The organism is Streptomyces sp. HUAS YS2, assembly GCF_033343995.1.
Lineage (GTDB): Bacteria > Actinomycetota > Actinomycetes > Streptomycetales > Streptomycetaceae > Streptomyces > Streptomyces solicathayae.
Genome location: NZ_CP137573.1, coordinates 5,953,785 through 5,972,767 on the forward strand (window position 1 = coordinate 5,953,785; position 18,983 = coordinate 5,972,767).

General features: G+C 71.8%; 15 protein-coding genes and 1 pseudogene. 9 read left to right on the forward strand and 7 right to left on the reverse strand.

Annotation, left to right across the window (positions count from 1 at the left end):
• Positions 1 to 113: 113 nt before the first annotated feature.
• Entirely contained in the window at positions 114 to 4,676 is a 4,563-nt protein-coding gene (gltB, locus tag R2D22_RS27590; protein WP_318107389.1) for a glutamate synthase large subunit, read from the forward strand.
• Positions 4,669 to 6,129: a glutamate synthase subunit beta gene (locus R2D22_RS27595; protein ID WP_318107390.1), complete on the forward strand. Its 1,461-nt coding sequence runs from the start codon at positions 4,669 to 4,671 to the stop codon at positions 6,127 to 6,129. Before gltB ends, R2D22_RS27595 begins: the two co-directional genes overlap by 8 nt.
• A 113-nt stretch (positions 6,130 to 6,242) precedes the next feature.
• Here the strand turns inward: R2D22_RS27595 and R2D22_RS27600 are convergent, their stop codons facing one another.
• Positions 6,243 to 8,099, reverse strand: a complete 1,857-nt coding sequence (locus R2D22_RS27600; RefSeq protein WP_318107391.1) for a vWA domain-containing protein — start codon at positions 8,097 to 8,099, stop codon at positions 6,243 to 6,245.
• Positions 8,100 to 8,374: 275 nt separating this feature from the next.
• Here R2D22_RS27600 and R2D22_RS27605 point away from each other — a divergent pair, with 275 nt between their 5' ends.
• The gene (locus R2D22_RS27605; RefSeq protein WP_318110011.1) at positions 8,375 to 8,557 is read left to right on the forward strand and encodes a superinfection immunity protein; all 183 of its coding nucleotides are present in this window, start codon (positions 8,375 to 8,377) and stop codon (positions 8,555 to 8,557) included.
• Between the two features lie 75 nt (positions 8,558 to 8,632).
• On the opposite strand, the pseudogene R2D22_RS27610 reads toward R2D22_RS27605, so the two are convergent.
• From R2D22_RS27610 to R2D22_RS27620, 3 genes and pseudogenes are all read right to left on the reverse strand, one after another.
• Positions 8,633 to 9,430, reverse strand: a pseudogene (locus tag R2D22_RS27610) (alpha/beta hydrolase); the annotation flags it as partial.
• Positions 9,427 to 10,152, reverse strand: coding sequence for a glucose 1-dehydrogenase (locus tag R2D22_RS27615; protein WP_318107392.1), 726 nt, complete (start codon positions 10,150 to 10,152; stop codon positions 9,427 to 9,429). The gene R2D22_RS27615 and the pseudogene R2D22_RS27610, both read right to left, overlap by 4 nt.
• The gene (locus tag R2D22_RS27620; protein WP_318107393.1) at positions 10,149 to 11,285 is read right to left on the reverse strand and encodes an LLM class flavin-dependent oxidoreductase; all 1,137 of its coding nucleotides are present in this window, start codon (positions 11,283 to 11,285) and stop codon (positions 10,149 to 10,151) included. The genes R2D22_RS27615 and R2D22_RS27620 overlap by 4 nt, the downstream gene beginning before the upstream one ends.
• A 78-nt stretch (positions 11,286 to 11,363) precedes the next feature.
• Here R2D22_RS27620 and R2D22_RS27625 point away from each other — a divergent pair, with 78 nt between their 5' ends.
• Positions 11,364 to 12,008, forward strand: coding sequence for a PadR family transcriptional regulator (locus tag R2D22_RS27625; protein ID WP_411977085.1), 645 nt, complete (start codon positions 11,364 to 11,366; stop codon positions 12,006 to 12,008).
• Here the strand turns inward: R2D22_RS27625 and R2D22_RS27630 are convergent.
• Positions 11,906 to 12,520 carry a flavin reductase family protein gene (locus tag R2D22_RS27630; RefSeq protein WP_318107394.1) on the reverse strand — a complete coding sequence of 205 codons (615 nt, stop codon included), beginning with the start codon at positions 12,518 to 12,520 and terminating at the stop codon, positions 11,906 to 11,908. The two genes, R2D22_RS27625 and R2D22_RS27630, sit on opposite strands and share 103 nt — an antisense overlap.
• A 144-nt stretch (positions 12,521 to 12,664) precedes the next feature.
• On the opposite strand from R2D22_RS27630, the gene R2D22_RS27635 reads away from it, so the two are divergent.
• The 3 genes from R2D22_RS27635 (at position 12,665) to R2D22_RS27645 (ending at position 16,075) form a co-directional block, all read left to right on the forward strand.
• Positions 12,665 to 14,212 carry a FadD3 family acyl-CoA ligase gene (locus R2D22_RS27635; protein ID WP_318107395.1) on the forward strand — a complete coding sequence of 516 codons (1,548 nt, stop codon included), beginning with the start codon at positions 12,665 to 12,667 and terminating at the stop codon, positions 14,210 to 14,212.
• A complete protein-coding gene (locus R2D22_RS27640) occupies positions 14,209 to 15,255 on the forward strand; it encodes an acyl-CoA dehydrogenase family protein (RefSeq protein WP_318107396.1) in 1,047 nt (348 codons plus the stop codon). The genes R2D22_RS27635 and R2D22_RS27640 overlap by 4 nt, the downstream gene beginning before the upstream one ends.
• Positions 15,256 to 15,358: 103 nt before the next feature.
• Positions 15,359 to 16,075 carry a vWA domain-containing protein gene (locus R2D22_RS27645; protein ID WP_318107397.1) on the forward strand — a complete coding sequence of 239 codons (717 nt, stop codon included), beginning with the start codon at positions 15,359 to 15,361 and terminating at the stop codon, positions 16,073 to 16,075.
• Between the two features lie 19 nt (positions 16,076 to 16,094).
• On the opposite strand, the gene R2D22_RS27650 is transcribed toward R2D22_RS27645, so the two are convergent.
• Positions 16,095 to 17,498, reverse strand: a complete 1,404-nt coding sequence (locus R2D22_RS27650; RefSeq protein WP_318107398.1) for a M1 family metallopeptidase — start codon at positions 17,496 to 17,498, stop codon at positions 16,095 to 16,097.
• Between the two features lie 115 nt (positions 17,499 to 17,613).
• Between R2D22_RS27650 and R2D22_RS27655 the strand changes: the two genes are divergently transcribed.
• Together R2D22_RS27655 and R2D22_RS27660 are read left to right on the forward strand one after the other, a co-directional pair.
• Entirely contained in the window at positions 17,614 to 17,988 is a 375-nt protein-coding gene (locus R2D22_RS27655) for a VOC family protein (RefSeq protein ID WP_318107399.1), read from the forward strand.
• Positions 17,989 to 18,030: 42 nt separating this feature from the next.
• Positions 18,031 to 18,501 (forward strand): pyridoxamine 5'-phosphate oxidase family protein, encoded by a 471-nt coding sequence (locus tag R2D22_RS27660; RefSeq protein WP_318107400.1) that lies wholly within the window; start codon positions 18,031 to 18,033, stop codon positions 18,499 to 18,501.
• 33 nt (positions 18,502 to 18,534) lie between these two features.
• On the opposite strand, the gene R2D22_RS27665 is transcribed toward R2D22_RS27660, so the two are convergent.
• Positions 18,535 to 18,954, reverse strand: coding sequence for a hypothetical protein (locus tag R2D22_RS27665; protein WP_318107401.1), 420 nt, complete (start codon positions 18,952 to 18,954; stop codon positions 18,535 to 18,537).
• Positions 18,955 to 18,983: the final 29 nt, after the last annotated feature.

Consider the following 18,983-nt stretch of genomic DNA (forward strand, 5'->3'; position numbering starts at 1 on the left):
ATGAGCTATCCGCTTCCCGAGAAGCCAGCCATCATGTAACCTGCACGAAATTTCGCGGAGGGCCAACGTCGTCCCTCGGCACTGCACATGCCACGACGACGACGGGAGAGCCGATGCGTTCCGACGCCTGGTCGCCCATGGACGGTCGCCCCGCCCCGCAGGGGATGTACGACCCCCGTAACGAACACGACGCCTGTGGTGTCGGGTTCGTGGCCACCCTCACCGGTGTAGCCAGCCATGAGCTGGTCGAACAGGCGCTGACCGTTCTCCGCAATCTGGAGCACCGCGGCGCCACCGGCTCGGAGCCCGACTCCGGCGACGGCGCCGGCATCCTGCTCCAGGTCCCGGACGCGTTCCTGCGCGAGGTCGCCGGATTCGAGCTCCCCGAGGCGGGCGCGTACGCGGTCGGCATCGCCTTCCTCCCTGCTGACGGCTCCGCACAGGCCGTCTCGCAGATCGAGACGATCGCGTCCGAAGAGGGTCTGAACGTCCTCGGCTGGCGCGAGGTCCCCGTCGCCCCCGAGCTGCTCGGCGCCTCCGCCCGCTCCACCATGCCGGTCTTCCGGCAGCTGTTCGTCGCCGACGGCGAGAACACCGGCATCGCGCTGGACCGCAAGGCGTTCGTGCTGCGCAAGCGCGCCGAGCGCGAGGCGGGCACGTACTTCCCGTCGCTCTCCGCCCGCACCATCGTCTACAAGGGCATGCTGACCACCGGCCAGCTGGAGCCCTTCTTCCCGGACCTGTCGGACCGCCGCTGCGCCACCGCCGTGGCCCTGGTCCACTCCCGGTTCTCCACCAACACCTTCCCGAGCTGGCCGCTGGCCCACCCGTACCGCTTCGTCGCGCACAACGGCGAGATCAACACGGTCAAGGGCAACCGGAACTGGATGACCGCCCGCGAGGCCCAGCTCGCCTCCGACGTCTTCGGCGCCGACAAGGACCTGTCGCGGATCTTCCCGGTCTGCACCCCGGACGCCTCCGACTCCGCCTCCTTCGACGAGGTCCTGGAGCTGCTCCACCTCGGCGGCCGCTCGCTGCCGCACGCGGTCCTGATGATGGTCCCCGAGGCGTGGGAGAACCACGACTCCATGGACCCGGCCCGGCGCGCCTTCTACCAGTACCACTCCACGATGATGGAGCCCTGGGACGGCCCGGCCTGCGTCACCTTCACCGACGGCGTCCAGGTCGGCGCGGTCCTCGACCGCAACGGTCTGCGCCCCGGCCGCTACTGGGTCACCGACGAGGGCCTCGTCGTGCTGTCCTCCGAGGTCGGCGTCCTCGACATCGACCCCGCGAAGGTCGTCCGCAAGGGGCGCCTGCAGCCCGGCAAGATGTTCCTCGTCGACACCGCCGAGCACCGCATCATCGAGGACGACGAGATCAAGTCCGCCCTCGCCGCCGAGCAGCCGTACGTGGAGTGGCTGGAGACGGGTGAGATCGAGCTCTCCGACCTCCCCGAGCGCGAGCACATCGTGCACACCCACGCCTCGGTCACCCGTCGCCAGCAGACCTTCGGCTACACCGAGGAAGAGCTCCGCGTCATCCTCGCCCCGATGGCCCGTGCCGGCGCCGAGCCGATCGGCTCCATGGGCACGGACTCGCCGATCGCGGCCCTGTCCGAGCGCCCGCGGCTGCTGTTCGACTACTTCACCCAGCTGTTCGCGCAGGTCACCAACCCGCCGCTGGACGCCATCCGCGAGGAGCTCGTCACCTCGCTGCGCTCCTACATCGGCCCGCAGGCCAACCTGCTGGACCCGACGGCCGCGTCCTGCCGCAACATCATGCTGCCGTTCCCGGTGATCGACAACGACGAGCTGGCCAAGCTCATCCACATCAACGCCGACGGCGACATGCCCGGCATGAAGGCCGCGACCCTCTCCGGCCTGTACCGGGTCTCCGGTGACGGCGACGCGCTCGCCGCCCGCATCGAGGAGATCTGCGCCGAGGCCGACGCCGCGATCGAGGGCGGCGCCCGCCTGATCGTGCTGTCCGACCGGCACTCCGACGCCGAGCACGCGCCGATCCCGTCGCTGCTGCTCACCGCGGCCGTCCACCACCACCTCATCCGCACCAAGCAGCGCACCCAGGTGGGCCTGCTGGTCGAGGCCGGCGACGTCCGCGAGGTCCACCACGTCGCGCTGCTCATCGGCTACGGCGCCGCCGCAGTCAACCCGTACCTGGCGATGGAGTCCGTCGAGGACCTGGTCCGCGCCGGCACCTTCATCGAGGGCCTGGAGCCCGAGCAGGCCATCCGCAACCTGATCTACGCGCTCGGCAAGGGCGTCCTGAAGGTCATGTCCAAGATGGGCATCTCGACCGTCGCCTCCTACCGCGGCGCCCAGGTCTTCGAGGCCGTCGGCCTCGACAGCGCCTTCGTCGCGAAGTACTTCGACGGCACGGCCACCAAGATCGGCGGCGCCGGCCTGGACGTCGTCGCCCAGGAGGTCGCCGCCCGCCATGCCAAGGCGTACCCCGTCTCCGGCGTCGCCTCCGCGCACCGCGCGCTGGAGATCGGCGGCGAGTACCAGTGGCGCCGTGAGGGCGAGCCGCACCTGTTCGACCCGGAGACCGTCTTCCGCCTCCAGCACGCCACGCGCTCGAAGCGGTACGACATCTTCAAGAAGTACACGGACCGGGTCAACGAGCAGTCCGAGCGCCTGATGACGCTCCGCGGCCTGTTCGGCTTCACCTCGGACCGGGAAGCGATCTCGATCGACGAGGTCGAGCCGGTCTCCGAGATCGTCAAGCGCTTCTCCACCGGCGCCATGTCGTACGGCTCCATCTCCCGTGAGGCCCACGAGACCCTCGCCATCGCCATGAACCAGCTGGGCGGCAAGTCCAACACCGGTGAGGGCGGCGAGGACCCGGACCGTCTGTACGACCCGGCGCGCCGCTCCAGCATCAAGCAGGTCGCCTCCGGCCGCTTCGGCGTGACGAGCGAGTACCTGGTCAACGCGGACGACATCCAGATCAAGATGGCCCAGGGCGCCAAGCCCGGCGAGGGCGGCCAGCTGCCCGGCCACAAGGTCTACCCGTGGGTCGCCAAGACGCGTCACTCGACGCCGGGCGTCGGCCTCATCTCGCCGCCGCCGCACCACGACATCTACTCCATCGAGGACCTGGCTCAGCTGATCCACGACCTCAAGAACGCCAACCCGGCGGCGCGCATCCACGTGAAGCTCGTCTCCGAGGTCGGCGTCGGTACGGTCGCGGCCGGTGTGTCCAAGGCCCACGCGGACGTCGTGCTCATCTCCGGCCACGACGGCGGTACGGGCGCCTCCCCGCTCACCTCGCTGAAGCACGCGGGCGGACCCTGGGAGCTCGGCCTCGCCGAGACCCAGCAGACGCTGCTACTCAACGGGCTGCGGGACCGGATCGTGGTCCAGACGGACGGCCAGCTCAAGACCGGCCGCGACGTCGTCATCGCCGCGCTGCTCGGCGCCGAGGAGTTCGGTTTCGCGACCGCGCCGCTCGTCGTCTCCGGCTGCGTCATGATGCGCGTCTGCCACCTGGACACCTGCCCGGTCGGCATCGCCACCCAGAACCCGGTGCTGCGCGACCGGTTCTCCGGCAAGGCCGAGTACGTCGTCAACTTCTTCGAGTTCATCGCCCAGGAAGTGCGCGAACTCCTCGCCGAGCTGGGCTTCCGGAGCATCGAGGAGGCCGTCGGCCACGCCGAGCTGCTGGACACCAGCCGCGCCGTGCACCACTGGAAGGCGCAGGGCCTGAACCTGGCCCCGCTGTTCCACGTCCCCGAGCTGCCCGAGGGCGCGGTCCGCCACGCCCTGATCGAGCAGGACCACGGTCTGGAGAAGGCCCTCGACAACGAGCTGATCGAGCTCGCTGCCGAGGCCCTGAACGCGGCCTCCGCCGAGGAGGCCCAGCCGGTCCGCGCCCAGGTCGCGATCCGCAACATCAACCGCACCGTCGGCACGATGCTCGGCCACCACGTGACGAAGAAGTTCGGCGGCGCGGGTCTGCCCGCCGACACCGTCGACATCACGTTCACCGGCTCGGCCGGCCAGTCCTTCGGCGCGTTCCTGCCGGCCGGTGTCACGCTCCGCCTGGAGGGCGACGCCAACGACTACGTCGGCAAGGGCCTCTCCGGCGGCCGCGTGATCGTCCGCCCGGACCGCGGGGCCGACCACCTGGCCGAGTACTCGACCATCGCGGGCAACACCATCGGCTACGGCGCGACCGGCGGCGAGCTGTTCCTGCGCGGCCGCACCGGCGAGCGCTTCTGCGTCCGCAACTCCGGCGCGCTGGTGGTCTCCGAGGGCGTGGGCGACCACGGCTGCGAGTACATGACCGGCGGTACGGCGGTCGTCCTCGGCGAGACCGGCCGCAACTTCGCGGCGGGCATGTCCGGTGGCATCGCGTACGTGATCGACCTCGACCGGGACAACGTCAACTCCGGCAACCTGGGCGCGATCGAGGCCCTTTCGGACTCCGACAAGGCGTGGCTGCACGACGTCGTGCGCCGCCACCATGAAGAGACCGGCTCGACCGTCGCCGAGAAGCTCCTTGCCGACTGGGACGCGGCGGCGAGTCGCTTCAGCAAGATCATCCCGACCACGTACAAGGCAGTGCTCGCCGCCAAGGACGCCGCTGAGCTCGCCGGTCTCTCCGAGCAGGAGACCACCGAGAAGATGATGGAGGCGGCGACCAATGGCTGACCCCAAGGGCTTCCTGACCACCGGGCGCGAGGTCGCCGAGACCCGCCCCGTGGGCGAGCGCGTCAAGGACTGGAACGAGGTCTACGTTCCCGGCTCCCTGCTGCCGATCATCAGCAAGCAGGCCGGCCGCTGCATGGACTGCGGCATCCCGTTCTGCCACAACGGCTGCCCGCTCGGGAACCTCATCCCCGAGTGGAACGACTACGCCTACCGCGAGGACTGGTCGCAGGCGTCCGAGCGGCTGCACGCCACCAACAACTTCCCGGAGTTCACCGGGCGGCTGTGCCCGGCGCCGTGCGAGTCCGCGTGCGTGCTCGGCATCAACCAGCCGGCCGTCACCATCAAGAACGTCGAGGTCTCCATCATCGACAAGGCGTGGGACGGCGGCGACGTCAAGCCGCAGGCCCCCGAGCGCCTGTCCGGCAAGACCGCCGCGGTCATCGGCTCGGGCCCGGCGGGTCTCGCCGCCGCCCAGCAGCTGACCCGGGCCGGCCACACCGTGGTCGTGTACGAGCGTGCCGACCGCATCGGCGGCCTGCTGCGCTACGGCATCCCCGAGTTCAAGATGGAGAAGCGGCACATCAACCGCCGCATCGAGCAGATGCGCGCGGAGGGTACCAAGTTCCGCACCGGCGTCGAGGTCGGCCGCGACGTGACGGCGACGGACCTGCGCAAGCGGTTCGACGCGGTGGTCATCGCCGCGGGCGCCACCACCGCTCGTGACCTGCCCGTCCCGGGCCGGGAGTTGAACGGCATCCACCAGGCGATGGAGTACCTGCCGCTCGCCAACAAGGTCGTCGAGGGCGACTTCGTGACCTCGCCGATCACGGCCGAGGGCAAGCACGTCGTGGTCATCGGCGGCGGCGACACCGGCGCGGACTGCGTGGGCACCGCCCACCGCCAGGGCGCGGCCTCGGTCACCCAGCTGGAGATCATGCCGCGGCCGGGCGAGGAGCGGAACGCGGGCCAGCCGTGGCCGACCTTCCCGATGCTGTACAAGGTCACCTCGGCGCACGAGGAGGGCGGCGAGCGGGTCTACTCCGTCTCCACCACCCACTTCGAGGGCGACGAGGACGGCAACGTCCAGTTCCTGAACCTGGTCGAGGTCGAGTTCGTCGACGGCAAGCTGACCCAGAAGCCGGGCACGGAGCGCAGGATCCCCGCGCAGCTCGTCACCCTGGCGATGGGCTTCACCGGCACGGACGTCGAGAACGGTCTGGTCGCACAGTTCGGTCTGGACCTGGACGAGCGCGGTAACATCGCCCGTGACGCGGACTTCGCCACCAACGTCGATGGCGTGTTCGTCGCCGGCGACGCGGGTCGCGGTCAGTCGCTGATCGTGTGGGCGATCGCCGAGGGCCGCTCGGCGGCCCGCGGTGTGGATCGCTTCCTGACCGGCGCCAGCGACCTGCCGGCCCCGATCCGCCCGACGGACCGTTCCCTGACGGTCTGACGCACCACCCCCTGAATGTCCCGTACAACGACGTACGGAACTACGCGGCGCTCGCCCTGTCCCCGACCGGACTCTGGACGAGCGCCGCGGTTCTTGTCGGCGCGGGTTCGGGCTCAGGCTGCCGTGCGGCGCCTGAGGGCGTAGAAGGCGATGCCGCCGAGCAGGAGGACCCCGGCGCCGACACCGGCCGGCAGCGCGAGTTTCTCCAGAGGCGAGTCCTCGTGCTTCGCGGCCGTCGTGGTGCCGCCGTTCCCGTTCGTACCGGGCCGCGAGGGGCCCTGGGCGGCGTCGTCACCGAAGGAGAACACCGGGCCGTTTCCGGAGCGGGGTGTGCCGGAGATGTCCACGGTCAGCGAGATCGGTACGACGAGGCCCTTCGCCCTGGCGTCCGGCTCGGCGATCTGCGCCTGGATGTAGTACGTGCCGGGCACGTCGTAGCCCTTGGGGTCGGAGCTCTTCGCGCCGTCCTGCTCGGTGATCTCCCAGGGTCCGCAGACCCGCTCGATGTGCCCGCGCCTGCCCGTGAGGAGCTCGGTGGAGTCGTTCTTCTCGTTGCACTGCGTCGACTCGCGCTGGGCGTTGTAGACGTCGAGGTTCCACCCGGTCGTGCCGCCGGTGTTCGGGAAGTCGGCCGGGATGTCCACGCCGGCCCTGACCGTCAGTTTCTGGCCCGCCTTCAGCTCCACCCGCCAGAAGGGGGCCTCACCGACGGCGATGGACTGCCGGTGGGTGCCCGGTCCGATGGGGGTGGCGCTGTTGAAGGAGAAGCCGCCCTCGGCGTCGGCTCCGGTGCGGGGCTTCGGGGTCGGCGCGCCGGCCGCCCGGGTCGTCCTGTCGGCGATGCCGACGAGCAGCTCGACGGGCATCGGCTTGTCGCCGGAATCGGTCACGTCGTTCTCGACCATGATGCAGCCGACGTCGCCCGGCGCGGGCTTCTCGTTGTCCGATCCGGGCTTGCTGCGGCCTCCGGTGGTGATGACGTTCGCCCACCCCATCGACTGCTCGAACTCCCGAAGCCAGGCGCGGGGTTCACCGTCGCCCGGAGGGCCGGCCGCGACGGTGATGAGGGAACCGCGACCGTACCCCTCCTCGGCGACGGCGGTGGCGCTCACCTGGAGCAGCTGGTCCGGCCGCTTCTTGACGCGGTAGTAGAGGTCACGCCCACCGGTGAACCTGTCCAGGTACTGGCCGGGCGTGACCAGAGGAGCGTCCTGGCAGCCGGTCAGGGAGCCCGCGACCGGCCTTCCGGTGGCGTGATAGGTCCGCCACGCCTTGCGGAACAGGGCGCCCAGGTCGGCCGTCAGCGAGTCGGCGTCGTCGGCGTCGGCGTACGACCCGCCGGTCACCTTCGCGATGCACTTCAGCTGCGCACGCGCCGAGGAGGGCGTCCTGAACCCGACCACGTCCACGGCGAGGTCGATGCCCTGGGCCTTGAGCTCGCGGGCCACCTCGCACGGAGGCGGCGGCGCACAGGTGTCGTCACCGTCCGAGACCAGGATGATGCGGCGCTCGCCTTTCGCGCCGAGGTCCTCGGCGGCTGCGCGGAGCGAGACGCCGATCGGGGTGAACCCGACCGCCTTGAAGCCGGCGACCCGCTTCTTGGCTGCGGCACGCGCCGGCCGGTCCATCGGAGAGACCGGCAGGACCTGCTGCGTGTCGGCGCAGCCTCGCTTCTTGTCCTCTCCGGGGTACGTGGCGCCGTAGACGCGCAGCCCCAGCGGGGCCTCCTCGGGGGCCGTGTCGATGATCCGGGTGACCGCCTGCTTGGCGGCGGCGAGCCGGGTCTCGCCGCCGGCGTCGTTCTCGTTCATCGACCCGGACAGGTCGAGAACCAGGTCGATCCGGGCGGACTCGGGGGTCTCGGGGGCCGCGGGGGAGGCGCTCGCGGTCGCCATCGGCGACAGGAGCGCGCCGAGCAGCAGCACGGAAACGGCCGCGAGCGCGCGTCGTCGGCGTGGTCTCGGGTACATGAAGGTGATCTCCAGGAAGCTTGTGCGGGGCGAACTCGACTCCTATGACGATGTGCAGATGCGAATGGTTCCGCAAGTCGAGGAGGTCGCGAAGTCCTGGCGCTTCGCGTAGTTCTGATGTGTCGGGGTGAGGTAATCGTCTCGATCGCAACCGAAATCGAGGCAAAGGCGAAGGCCGGCGGCGGGGACTACGCTGCCGGCCTTCGGGGCGGACAGGGTGGGCCTTTGGTGGTATGGCCTTTCGAGGGGCCGCCGCCTAACGTCTTGGCATGAGCATGGATTCCTTCTTACCCGTCGCCCTGGTCGGCCTGGTGCTCTACTTCCTGCCGGCCTTCATCGGCTTCGCCAGGAACGCGCCCAACCGAGGATCCGTCCTGGTCGTCAACATCTTCCTGGGCTGGACGCTCATAGGCTGGGTCGTGGCCCTCGCCATGTCCGTCTCGGGGCGCCGCCACTAGCCGCAGCCAGGCCGACGCCGATGCCAGCGCAGCGTCGGCCTCCGGCAGGACGCCCCGCGCGCCGAGGAAGCCGTGGAACATGCCGGTGTGCAGCTGGACCTGGGAGGTGACGCCCGCCGACGACAGGCGGCGGGCGTAGGCCAGGCCCTCGTCGCGGAGCGGGTCGCAGTCGGCGAGGACGATCAGGGCCGGGGGAAGTCCGGCGACGTCGGCGGCGAGGCCGGGAGAGGCGGACACGGGGTCGCCGTGCGGGCCCAGGTACTGTTCCCAGTACCAGCGCATGTGGGCGGTGGTGTGGAAGAAGCCCTCCGCGTACGCCTCGGCCGAGACGCCGTCCAGCCGATGGTCGAGCACCGGGTAGAGCAGGAGCTGTCCGGCGAGCGCCGGCCCGTCGCCGTCCCGGGCCCGCAGCGCCGCCGCGGCGGCGAGGTTGCCGCCGCTGGAGTCCCCGGCGACGACGAGCGGCCGGCCGGGGTACGTCTCCGCCGCCCACCGCAGCACGGCGAACACGTCGTCCTCGGCGGCCGGATGCCGGTGCTCGGGCGCCCGCCGATAGTCGACCGACACGACGGTCGCCCCGGTGCGCTCGGCAAGCCCCCGGCACAGCCCGTCGTGCGTGTCCAGGTCGCACAGCACCCACCCGCCGCCGTGCGCGAACACGACGACGGGGGCGCCGGGAACGTCCGGCGGGGTGTACACGCGGACCCGTACCCCCGCCGCCTCCCGGTCCTCCGTCGTCGACGGCGACTCCGGCGGTGGGCGGAGGCCCGCGCGGGCGGCGGTGCGCAGGGCTTCCGGAGCGCCCGGGGGCGGGAAGTGGGCCGACATCGCGTCGCAGACCGCGCGGGCCGTCGGGGTCAGGGGGTCGGTCATCCCGTCGTCAGCCCCCCGTCGACCGTGAACTCCGTGCCCGTGACGTACGAGGACGCGTCCGAGACCAGGAACGCGATCAGCTCCCCGACCTCCTCCGCGCGGCCCATCCGGCCCAGCGGCACGTGCGACCAGTCCTTGTCGGCGACCGCCGCCGTCATCGGGGTGTCGATCGCACCCGGGTGGACCGAGTTGACGCGGATGCCGTACGGCGCCAGGTCGAGCGCCGACGACCGCGTCAGGCCGCGTAGCCCGAACTTCGAGGAGCCGTACGCCGCGTGGCCGCGGATCCCGACCAGGCCGGCGGTCGACGAGACGTTCACGATCGAACCGCCGCTCGCCTCCCGCAGCGCGGGCAGCACCGCCCGGATACCCAGGAACGGGCCCAACAGGTTGACCCTCAGCAGGAGTTCGAAGTTATCGGCCGTCTCGTCCTGGACCGGCGCGGTGCGCCACAGCGCCGCGTTGTTCACCAGGGCGTCCAGACGTCCGTACGTCTCCGTGGCCGTCGCCGTGACCCTCGCCCAGTCCTCCGCCGAGGTCACGTCGTGCCGGACGAACACCGCCGCGTCGCCCAGCTCCGCCGCGACCGCCCGGCCCTCGTTCTCCCGTACGTCGGTCAGCACGACCCGCGCTCCCGCCGCCACCAGCAGCCGCGCCTCCGTCGCGCCCTGGCCGCGGGCCGCGCCGGTGACGATCACGACCTTGCCGGCGAGCGTGCTCACGACGAGGTCTCCAGCGCCCGGAAGTGCGGGATGACCTTCTCGCCCCACTGGCGGATGGTCTCCATGCAGGCCTCCTGCGGCACCGTGCCCATCTGGATCAGGCACATCACCTCGTCGACGCCGATCTGCCGCAGCTGCTCGACGTAGTCGATGGCCGTGGCGGCGTCGCCGTACGCGTGCTCCGCGTTGTACGTCCCCGTGTCGACCGGACGCGCCGGGATGTTCGCGTCGTGCAGCTTCGCGACCAGCTCCTCGCGGCCCCGGGTCATCGCCGCCACGTGGTCCTCGGCGCCCTCGTCGTCCGAGTAGCCGGTCGGCGCGGGCGCGTTGCCGTACCAGTGCGCGATCGACTCGGCGAAGAACCGCTGCCCGCGGGTGCCGATGCGCAGCGCCGCCGCCGCGTCGTCGAGCACGATCGTCGGGCAGAGTGCCGAGAAGTGGTCGTTGACCTCGGTCGACACCAGCCGGTCGGTGCCCCGGGTCGCGATGGCCTCGTCGTACACCTTGCGCATCGCGCGCACGTCGTCGGCCCCGGCGAAGCCCATCACCAGCGCGCCGATGCCGAGTTCGGCGGCGAGCTTGAGCGTGTCGTGCTTGGAGCACGCCATGAACAGGGGAGGGTGCGGGTCCTGGACCGGCCGCGGCAGGATCGCGCCGGGGCCGATGTCGAGCGAGCCGTGCCACTCGAACTGCTCCTCGCGCCAGGCGGCGGAGAAGATCCGCAGCGCCTCCTCCATCTGCGGATACGTGTCCTCGGGGTTCACCCCGTACATCCGCATCTCCTGCTTGGTGGCGCCCCGGCCGGCGCCGATGTCGACGCGGCCGCCGGACAGCACGTCGAGCATCGCGGCGCGCTCGGCGACCCGGACCGGGTGCTGGTAGCCGAACGGCATGGTGACCACGCCGTGGCCGATGCGGATCTTCTTCGTCCGGGCCGCGACCCAGGTCAGGAAGATCTCGGAGGCGCTCATGTGCGCGTACTGGGTGAGGGAGTGGTGCTCGACCGCCCAGATCCGGTCGAAGCCCATCTCCTCGGCGTACACGGCCTGTTCGACGCAGTCGTGGATGACCTGGCGTTCGCGTTCGGGGGTGGGGTCGACGAGCTGTGCCTCGAAGATCATGGAGAACTTCACGGGACCTCCTGTATTTCGAATAGGAATACTTCTAGCAGGCATACGTGGGCGGTGGAAGGGGTGCGTAGACTTTGGCGCGTGACGGACGACGTGACGGAGAAGAAGACCGCTGGTCAGGCAGAGGATCCGGAGATTCCGGGGCTTCCCGCGACGAGCTGGGCGGTGCTCGGACTGCTCTCCTACGGTGAGGAACTGTCCGGCTACGACCTCAAGAAGTGGTCCGACTGGTCGCTGCGCTTCTTCTACTGGAGCCCGTCGTTCAGTCAGATCTACGGCGAGCTGAAGCGCCTGGAGAAGGCCGGCTTCGCGACCTCGCGGATGGTCGCCCAGGAGACCGGGACCCGTGACAAGCGCGTCTACCGGATCACGGACGAGGGGATGACGGCGGTCCGCACGTGGGCCCGCACCGCGCCCGTCGATCCGCCGGTGCTCAAGCACGGGCCGATGCTGCGGCTCTGGCTCGGGCATCTCCTCGAACCCGAGCAGATGCGTGAAGTGCTCGGCAAGCACCGGGAGTTCGCCGAGTCGATGCGGCGGCGCGCCGAGGCGGACGTGTCCGGAGCGGAGTCCGAGGAGGCGTGGAAGTACCCCATGCTCACCCTCAAGTGGGCCGAGCGGTACTACGCGTCCGAGCGCGACCTGGCCGACGCCATGCTCGCCGACATCGAGGAGCTCGAGGCGCGCGGGCGGAGCGAGGCGCCGGAGCCCGGTACCCGCCCGTAGGTGCGGCGGAAGTAGAGCAGTGGCGCGGCGTCGTCCCGGTGCGCGGTCAGCGAGGTGACCCGGCCGAGGGCGATCGCGTGATCGCCGCCGTCCAGGACGTCCTCGAGTTCGCAGACGACGGTCGCGAGCGCGCCGTCGAGCAGGGGCGCGCCGTTCGGGCCGGGGCTCCAGCGCACCCCGGCGAACTTGTCGCCGCCGGTCACCGCGAAGCGGCGGCACAGCTCCTCCTGGTCGGCGGCGAGGACGTTGACCGCGAACCGGCCGGCGGCGCGGATCGCCGGCCAGGTCGTCGAGGTGTGCGCCGGGCAGAAGCAGACCAGCGGCGGGTCCAGCGAGACGGACGAGAACGACTGCACCGCCATGCCGACCGGACGGCCGTCGGGGTCGAGTGCGGTGATGACGGCGACGCCGGTGCAGAAGCCGGCGAGTGCGGACCGGATGTCCGGCGTGGCTCCGGCTGCGGGTGTGGCTGCGGGTGTGGCCTGGGGCGTGGGTGTGGGCGTGGTGCTCATGGAACCTCCCGAGAATGTTCCTACTAGGTATATGCCTAACCGAAACACCTGTGATTGGATACCGCCCACGCTCGTTCGTCAAGTAGGGAGGGTGTCTCCTTGCAAGGCCGTCTCTCCGCCCAACTGCCAACCATCAAAGGCGAGTTGCCCGCAACGATCGCCGTTCTGCCCGGCTGGGCCGCCACCGTCCACGCAGGTCGCGAAGCACTCGCCGACGGCGAGGTCCGCTGGACCTTCGACCGGCTGCACGACGAGATCGCCGCCGCCGGCCGCGCCGCGCTCGCGCACGGCGTCGGCCCCGGCGACCGGGTCGCGATCTGGGCACCCAACAGCCGCCACTGGATCACCGCCGCGCTCGGCGCGGTCGGGGTCGGCGCCGTCCTCGTCCCCGTCAACACCCGCTACAAGCCCGCCGAGGCGGCCGACATCGTCCGCCGCAGCGGCGCCACCGTGCTCTTCACCGAGCACGACTTCCTCGGCACCGACTACGCCGCCGTCCTGCACGGCTCCGGCGAGGACCTCGGCGCCCTGCGCTCCACCGTCCCGCTGCACGGCCCCGGCTGGGACGAGTACCTCGCCGCCGGCGACGCCGTGCCCGAGGCCGAACGCGCCGCCCGGGCCGCCGCCGTACGCCCCGACGACCTCTGCGACATCCTCTACACCTCCGGCACCACCGGCCGCTCCAAGGGTGTGATGTCCACCCACGCCCAGACCCTGCGCCTCTACGCGGAGTGGTCCCGGCTCGTCACCCTCCGCCCCGGCGACCGCTACCTGCTGGTCAACCCGTTCTTCCACACCTTCGGCTACAAGGCCGGGGTGCTCGCCTGCCTGCTCCGGGGCGTCGCGATGATCCCCGAGGCGGTGTACGACGCCGACCGCATCCTGGAGCGGATGGCCGCCGAACGCGTCACCTGCCTGATGGGCCCGCCGACCGTCTTCCACGGCCTGATCCACCACCCGCGCCGCGCCGACCACGACCTGTCCGCGCTGCGCCTCGCCGGCACCGGCGCCGCCTCCGTCCCCACGGCGCTCGTCGAGGAGGTGCGCACCGTGCTCGGCGCGCCCGACGTGTTCACCGCGTACGGGCTCACCGAGTCCGGCGGCGTCGTCTCCGTCTGCCCGACGGACGCCGACGCGCACACCCTCGCCCACACCGTCGGCCTGCCGCTGCCCGGCACCGAGGTGCGGATCGCCTCCCCGCTCGGCGACGTCCTGCCGCCGGGCGAGCCCGGCGAGGTCCAGGTACGCGGCTACCACGTGATGCGCGGCTACCTCGACGACCCGGCCGCCACGGCCGAGGCGGTGGACGCTGACGGCTGGCTGCGCACCGGCGACATCGGCGTCCTCGACGCGCGCGGCTACCTCGCCATCACCGACCGGCTCAAGGACATGTACGTCGTCGGCGGCTTCAACGCCTACCCCGCCGAGATCGAGAACGTACTGCTCGGGCACGAGGCGATCAGCGACGCGGCCGTCGTCGGCGCCCCCGACGACCGGCTCGGCGAGGTCGGCGTCGCCTTCGTCGTCACCACCCGCGAGCTCGACCCCGCCGAGCTGACCGCCTGGAGCCGGGAACGGCTCGCCAACTTCAAGGTGCCGCGCCGCTTCGTCCCGCTGCGGGAGCTGCCGCGCAACGCCGGCGGCAAGCTGCTCAAGGGCGAACTGCGACGCGCCGCGAGAGGAGAGTCATGAGGACCACGCCGGAACAGGACGACCTCCGCGCGGCGGTACGGTCCGTCCTCGCCCGCCACGGGGGTGCGGCCGCCTGGCGGCCGCTGGCCGAACAGCTCGGCGCCGCCGCCCTCGCGATCCCGGAGAGGCAGGGCGGCCTGGGCTGCGGTCTGCCGGAAATCGCCGTCGTGTCGGAGGAGTTGGGCCGGGCACTGAGCCCCACCCCGTACCTCGGCTCGGCGGTCCTCGCCGTCACCGCGCTCGTCGCCGCGGACGCGGACCTCGCCCCCGGCCTCGTCGACGGCACGCTGATCGCCGCGCTGGCATGGGCGGAGGCGGGCGGCTGGGAGCCGGACGACCTGACCGCCCACGCGGATGCCGGTCCCGACGGCACCTGGCGGCTCACCGGTATGAAGGAGTACGTCCTCGCCGGACCCGACGCGCCCGACCTCGTGTACGCGTTCGCCCGGACGCCGGAGGGGCGGCTCGGCCTGTTCGCGGTCGACGGGCCCGGCGCGGAGTTCGTGGCGCTGCCCACCCTCGACCGCACCCGGCCGCTCGCCCGGATCGTCCTCGACCGCGCGCCCGCGCGGCTGCTGACCGAGGACGGCGCGGCGGTCCTCGCGCGGGTCCGGGACGTCGGCGCGGTCGCGCTCGCCGCCGAGTGCGTCGGCGCCGCCGAACGGGCCCTGGAGATCACGGTCCGGTACGCCAAGGACCGCGTCCAGTTCGGCCGGCCCATCGGCTCCTTCCAGGCCGTGAAGCACCGGCTGGCCGACCTGCACGCGGGCGTCGCGGCGGCCCGCTCGCTCGCGCTCGCCGCCGCACACGCCGACGGCGGCCCGGAGTCCGCCCGGCTCGCCGCCGCCGCCAAGTCCGCGTGCGCCGAGGCGTACCAGCGGGTCGCCGCCGAGACCGTTCAGCTGCACGGCGGCATCGGCATCACCTGGGAGCACTCCGCCCACGACCACCTCAAGCGCGCCCACGGCGCCGCCGCGCTGCTCGGCTCTCCGGCCGCGCACCGCGCCAGGCTCGGCGGTCTGCTCGGCCTCAACGCGGCCTGACCGGCGACTCCTTGGCGGCCGGCCGGGTACGTCACGTACGCTCGGCGAAGTCGCGTCGGCCGCCCGCCGCGCGCCGCCGCACGCCGAAACGGAGACCCGTCCCATGGCCCTGAGCCTGCGCAAGATCGAGGAGACCGCCCCGGCCCTGGTCAGCCTGTACAAGACGGCCGGGGACTCGGTCCGCAGGCACGGCCTCGACGGGCAGCGGGTCGCCGTGTACCTGGTCGTCGACTACTCGGGTTCGATGAAGCCGTACTACAACGACGGCAGCGTGCAGGCCCTCGCCGACCGGGTGCTGGGCCTCTCCACGCACCTCGACGACGACGGCCGGGTGCCGGTGGTGTTCTTCTCCACCGACATCGACGCCGAGACCGACATCGCGCTCGCCGACCACCAGGGCCGGATCGACCGGATCGTCGCCGGGCTCGGCCACATGGGCAAGACGAGCTACCACCTGGCGATGGACGCGGTCATCGACCACTACCTGGACAGCGGATCCACCGCGCCCGCGCTGGTCGTCTTCCAGACGGACGGCGGCCCGATCAACAAGCTCGCCGCCGAGCGCTACCTGTGCAAGGCCGCGAAGCTGCCGCTGTTCTGGCAGTTCATCGGCTTCGGCGACCCGAACAGCCGGCAGTTCGAGTTCCTGCGCAAGCTCGACGAGCTCGACGTCCCCGCGAAGCGCCCGATCGACAACGCCGGCTTCTTCCACGCCGGCCAGAACCCGAGCCGGGTGTCGGACGCCGAGCTGTACGACCGGCTGGTCGCCGAGTTCCCGTCGTGGCTGGCGGCGGCCCGGACCCAGGGCATCGTGCGCTGAGTCGGGGCCGCTCGACCCGTCAGCGGATCCGGTGCTCCGTCCAGAACGGGCCGAGGTCCCGCGCCGTCGCCGCCTGGGCCGCGCGCTTGAAGTCAGCGGTCGTGGCGACACCCAGCCAGTGGTCGCGCACGTAGCCGCGCATCATGCGTGCCATCGCCGGGCCGCCCAGGACGCGTTCCAGGTCGTGCAGGGCGCACGCGCCGCGCATGTAGACGACCCTGACGAACTCCGAGCGCCGGCCGTCCGCGTAGTAGCCCATGGCCCGGGTGAGCGCGGCCGTGTCGCTGGGCCACGCGCCCTGGTCCTCCCAGCAGGTCGCGTTGTCCTCCCCGTAGTACAGCTGGTTGGCGTACTGGGCGAAGGACTCGTCCAGCCAGGGCGACGCGAACTGGTCGTTGCCGACGATGCCGTAGAACCACTGGTGGGCGATCTCGTGCACGACCGCGGAACCCTCGGGTTCGGTCCACAGCAGGACGAGGCCGGGGAACTCCATGTTGCCGAAGTCGTCGAGGTTGTCGCTCATGACGAGGTCGAGCTCGCCGTACGGATAGCGGCCGAACCGCTTCCCGAACGCGTCGACCGAGCCGACGGCGTTCTTCAGGTCGAGCGCGACGCCCTCGGCGGGGGTGGCGGCGGTCCAGTACGCGTTGAGTCGTACGCCGCCGGGCGAGGTCACCGACTTCGTACGGAACGGGCCAGCCGCCCAGGCGAAGTCCCTCACCCCGCGCGCGACACTCGTGCTCACCGTGCGGCCCTGCGCGCCCGGACGCCGGGTCGTGGTCCCCGTCGCGGGGACCACCAGAGCGCTCGGGTGGTCGAGCACGACCCGGAAGTCACCGGCCAGGGTGTGGAAGCTCTCGCCGAAGCCGACGTCCGGGTCGAGGTGCCTGCCCTGTGCGTCGCGCACGGACAGCAGCGGCAGCGCGTTGCCGAGGTAGCGGTGCGCGCCGTCCCGGCCGAAGCGGTGCACGCGGTCCGGGACGGTGATCGCGACGTCGAAGGAGACCCTCGCCCGCGCCCCGTACGGCAGCGGCTCGGGCAGGTCGATCCGCAGCGCGGTGCAGCCGACGGTGAGGGGCCGCGGGGTGCCGCCGGCGACCTTGCTCACGCGCACCGGGGACGGCGCACCCGGGGCGCCGCAGCCGTCGGTGCCGTTGCCCCACAGCCGGACGTCGATCGAACGCAGCGGCGTACGGGCGGCGTTGCGGAACGACACGGTCTGCCGGCCGGTCCAGTGCGAGCCGTCGGCGTCGGAGCGCAGCGCCACGTCGTACGAGGGCCGGTCCGGTGTCGCCGCGACCGGTGCCGCCTCCCGCACCTCCCGGGCGTCCCGCGCGTCCCGTGCCGCGGCCGTCTGCGGGAGGAGCAGCAGGAGCGCCGCGAGGGCGGGCAGCAGCGCCCGTCCGTACCTGAGAGTGGTCATGACAAGCACGCTAGAACGCCCGTACGTCCGGACGGGGGTGTTCCGGGGCGTTCCTCGGCGCTCCGGCGCGTAAATCGTTCGCCGGGGCGCGGACGGGTCGGGAACACTGGCCGGCATGGCATCTCTCGTGAGGCACGTGACCTTCGACTGCTCCGACGCGTACGCGCAGGCCGTCTTCTGGGCGGAGGTGGTGGGCGGCAGGGTCTCCGACGAGGACGCCCCCGGAGACCCCGAGGCGCTGGTGGAGTACGAGGGCACCGGCATCCTGTTCGTGACCGTGCCCGAGGGCAAGAGCGTCAAGAACCGCGTCCACTTCGACCTCCAGCCGCAGGACCGCACCCGTGACGAGGAGGTCGAGCGGCTCCTGAAGCTCGGCGCGACGCTGGTCGGCGACCATCGCCGTGAGGACGGCACGGGCTGGGCGACCCTCGCGGACCCGGAGGGCAACGAGTTCTGCGTGGAGCGCAGCGCGGGCGAGCGGTCAGAGTAATCCGGACAGAAGACGTCGGGTATCCAGGGTTTCATAGGAGCCATGACCACCACCTGGGCAGACTTCCAGCAGGCCGAGCCGGACCTCGCCGCGACCGTGCGCGAGCGTTTCGGGAAGTACACGCACCACGTCCTCGCGACCCTCCGCAAGGACGGCTCGCCCCGGCTGACCGGCCTGGAGGCGAAGTTCCCGCTCGACGAGCTCGTCCTCACGATGATGCCCGACTCCCGCAAGGCGCAGGACCTGCTGCGCGACCCGCGCTTCTCGCTGCTCGCCAACCCGGGCGAGGGCGCGGAGATGGGCGGCGGCGACGTCCGGGTCTCCGGCCGGGCGATCGAGGCCACCGACCAGGAGACCCTGGACCGCTTCGCGAAGGCGATCGGCGCGCCGCTCCCGTTCCACCTGTTCCGCCTCGACCTGACGGAGGTGGTCCGCACGACCGTCGAGAACGACGAACTCGTCGTCCGAACCTGGCACCCGGGCCGCCCCGTCCGCACGATCCGCCGCACCTGAGGCGACGCGGCGCCGCCGGTCGGCGTGCGGCGGTCAGTCGTCGTCGTACGCCCTGCGGTACCACCACGGCTCCCGCATGCCCTGCCGGCCGTCCCACCGGTCCGGCCGGGGGTCCGGGTTCGGCAGCGTTCGGCGGAGGAACGCGGCGTCGAGCGGCCCGAGCAGCCGGCGCAGCTCGGCACGCGGCCGCGCCGGGAGGGCGAGCATGACCGCTTCCAGCGCGTCGCGGACCTCCGCGACGTCGTCGTAGGCGCAGCCCGGGCAGGCCGGACAGTCGGACCGGGTCAGCAGGAGCCGGGAGCCCGGCCGGGACAGGAAGCGGCGGTACGCGGCGAGGCACTCGGCGGTCCGGCCCGGCGCCAGGTGGTAGTCGGGCCCGGTCCGTTCCGCGATCCGGATCGCGGAACTGGTGGCAACCGAGAGCCGGTCGATGGGCGGGTGCAGCTCCTCCACCCATCGCCGGATCGGGGGGCCTGCAGTCT

Bases quoted from the DNA above. Each gene is read 5' to 3' on its own strand.
- R2D22_RS27650 (WP_318107398.1), bottom strand. From the start codon at position 17,498: ATGACCACTCTCAGGTACGGACGGGCGCTGCTGCCCGCCCTCGCGGCG.
- R2D22_RS27595 (WP_318107390.1), top strand. From the start codon at position 4,669: ATGGCTGACCCCAAGGGCTTCCTGACCACCGGGCGCGAGGTCGCCGAG.
- R2D22_RS27655 (WP_318107399.1), top strand. From the start codon at position 17,614: ATGGCATCTCTCGTGAGGCACGTGACCTTCGACTGCTCCGACGCGTAC.
- R2D22_RS27660 (WP_318107400.1), top strand. From the start codon at position 18,031: ATGACCACCACCTGGGCAGACTTCCAGCAGGCCGAGCCGGACCTCGCC.
- R2D22_RS27645 (WP_318107397.1), top strand. From the start codon at position 15,359: ATGGCCCTGAGCCTGCGCAAGATCGAGGAGACCGCCCCGGCCCTGGTC.
- R2D22_RS27605 (WP_318110011.1), top strand. From the start codon at position 8,375: ATGGATTCCTTCTTACCCGTCGCCCTGGTCGGCCTGGTGCTCTACTTC.
- R2D22_RS27600 (WP_318107391.1), bottom strand. From the start codon at position 8,099: ATGTACCCGAGACCACGCCGACGACGCGCGCTCGCGGCCGTTTCCGTG.
- gltB (WP_318107389.1), top strand. From the start codon at position 114: ATGCGTTCCGACGCCTGGTCGCCCATGGACGGTCGCCCCGCCCCGCAG.
- R2D22_RS27630 (WP_318107394.1), bottom strand. From the start codon at position 12,520: ATGAGCACCACGCCCACACCCACGCCCCAGGCCACACCCGCAGCCACA.
- R2D22_RS27640 (WP_318107396.1), top strand. From the start codon at position 14,209: ATGAGGACCACGCCGGAACAGGACGACCTCCGCGCGGCGGTACGGTCC.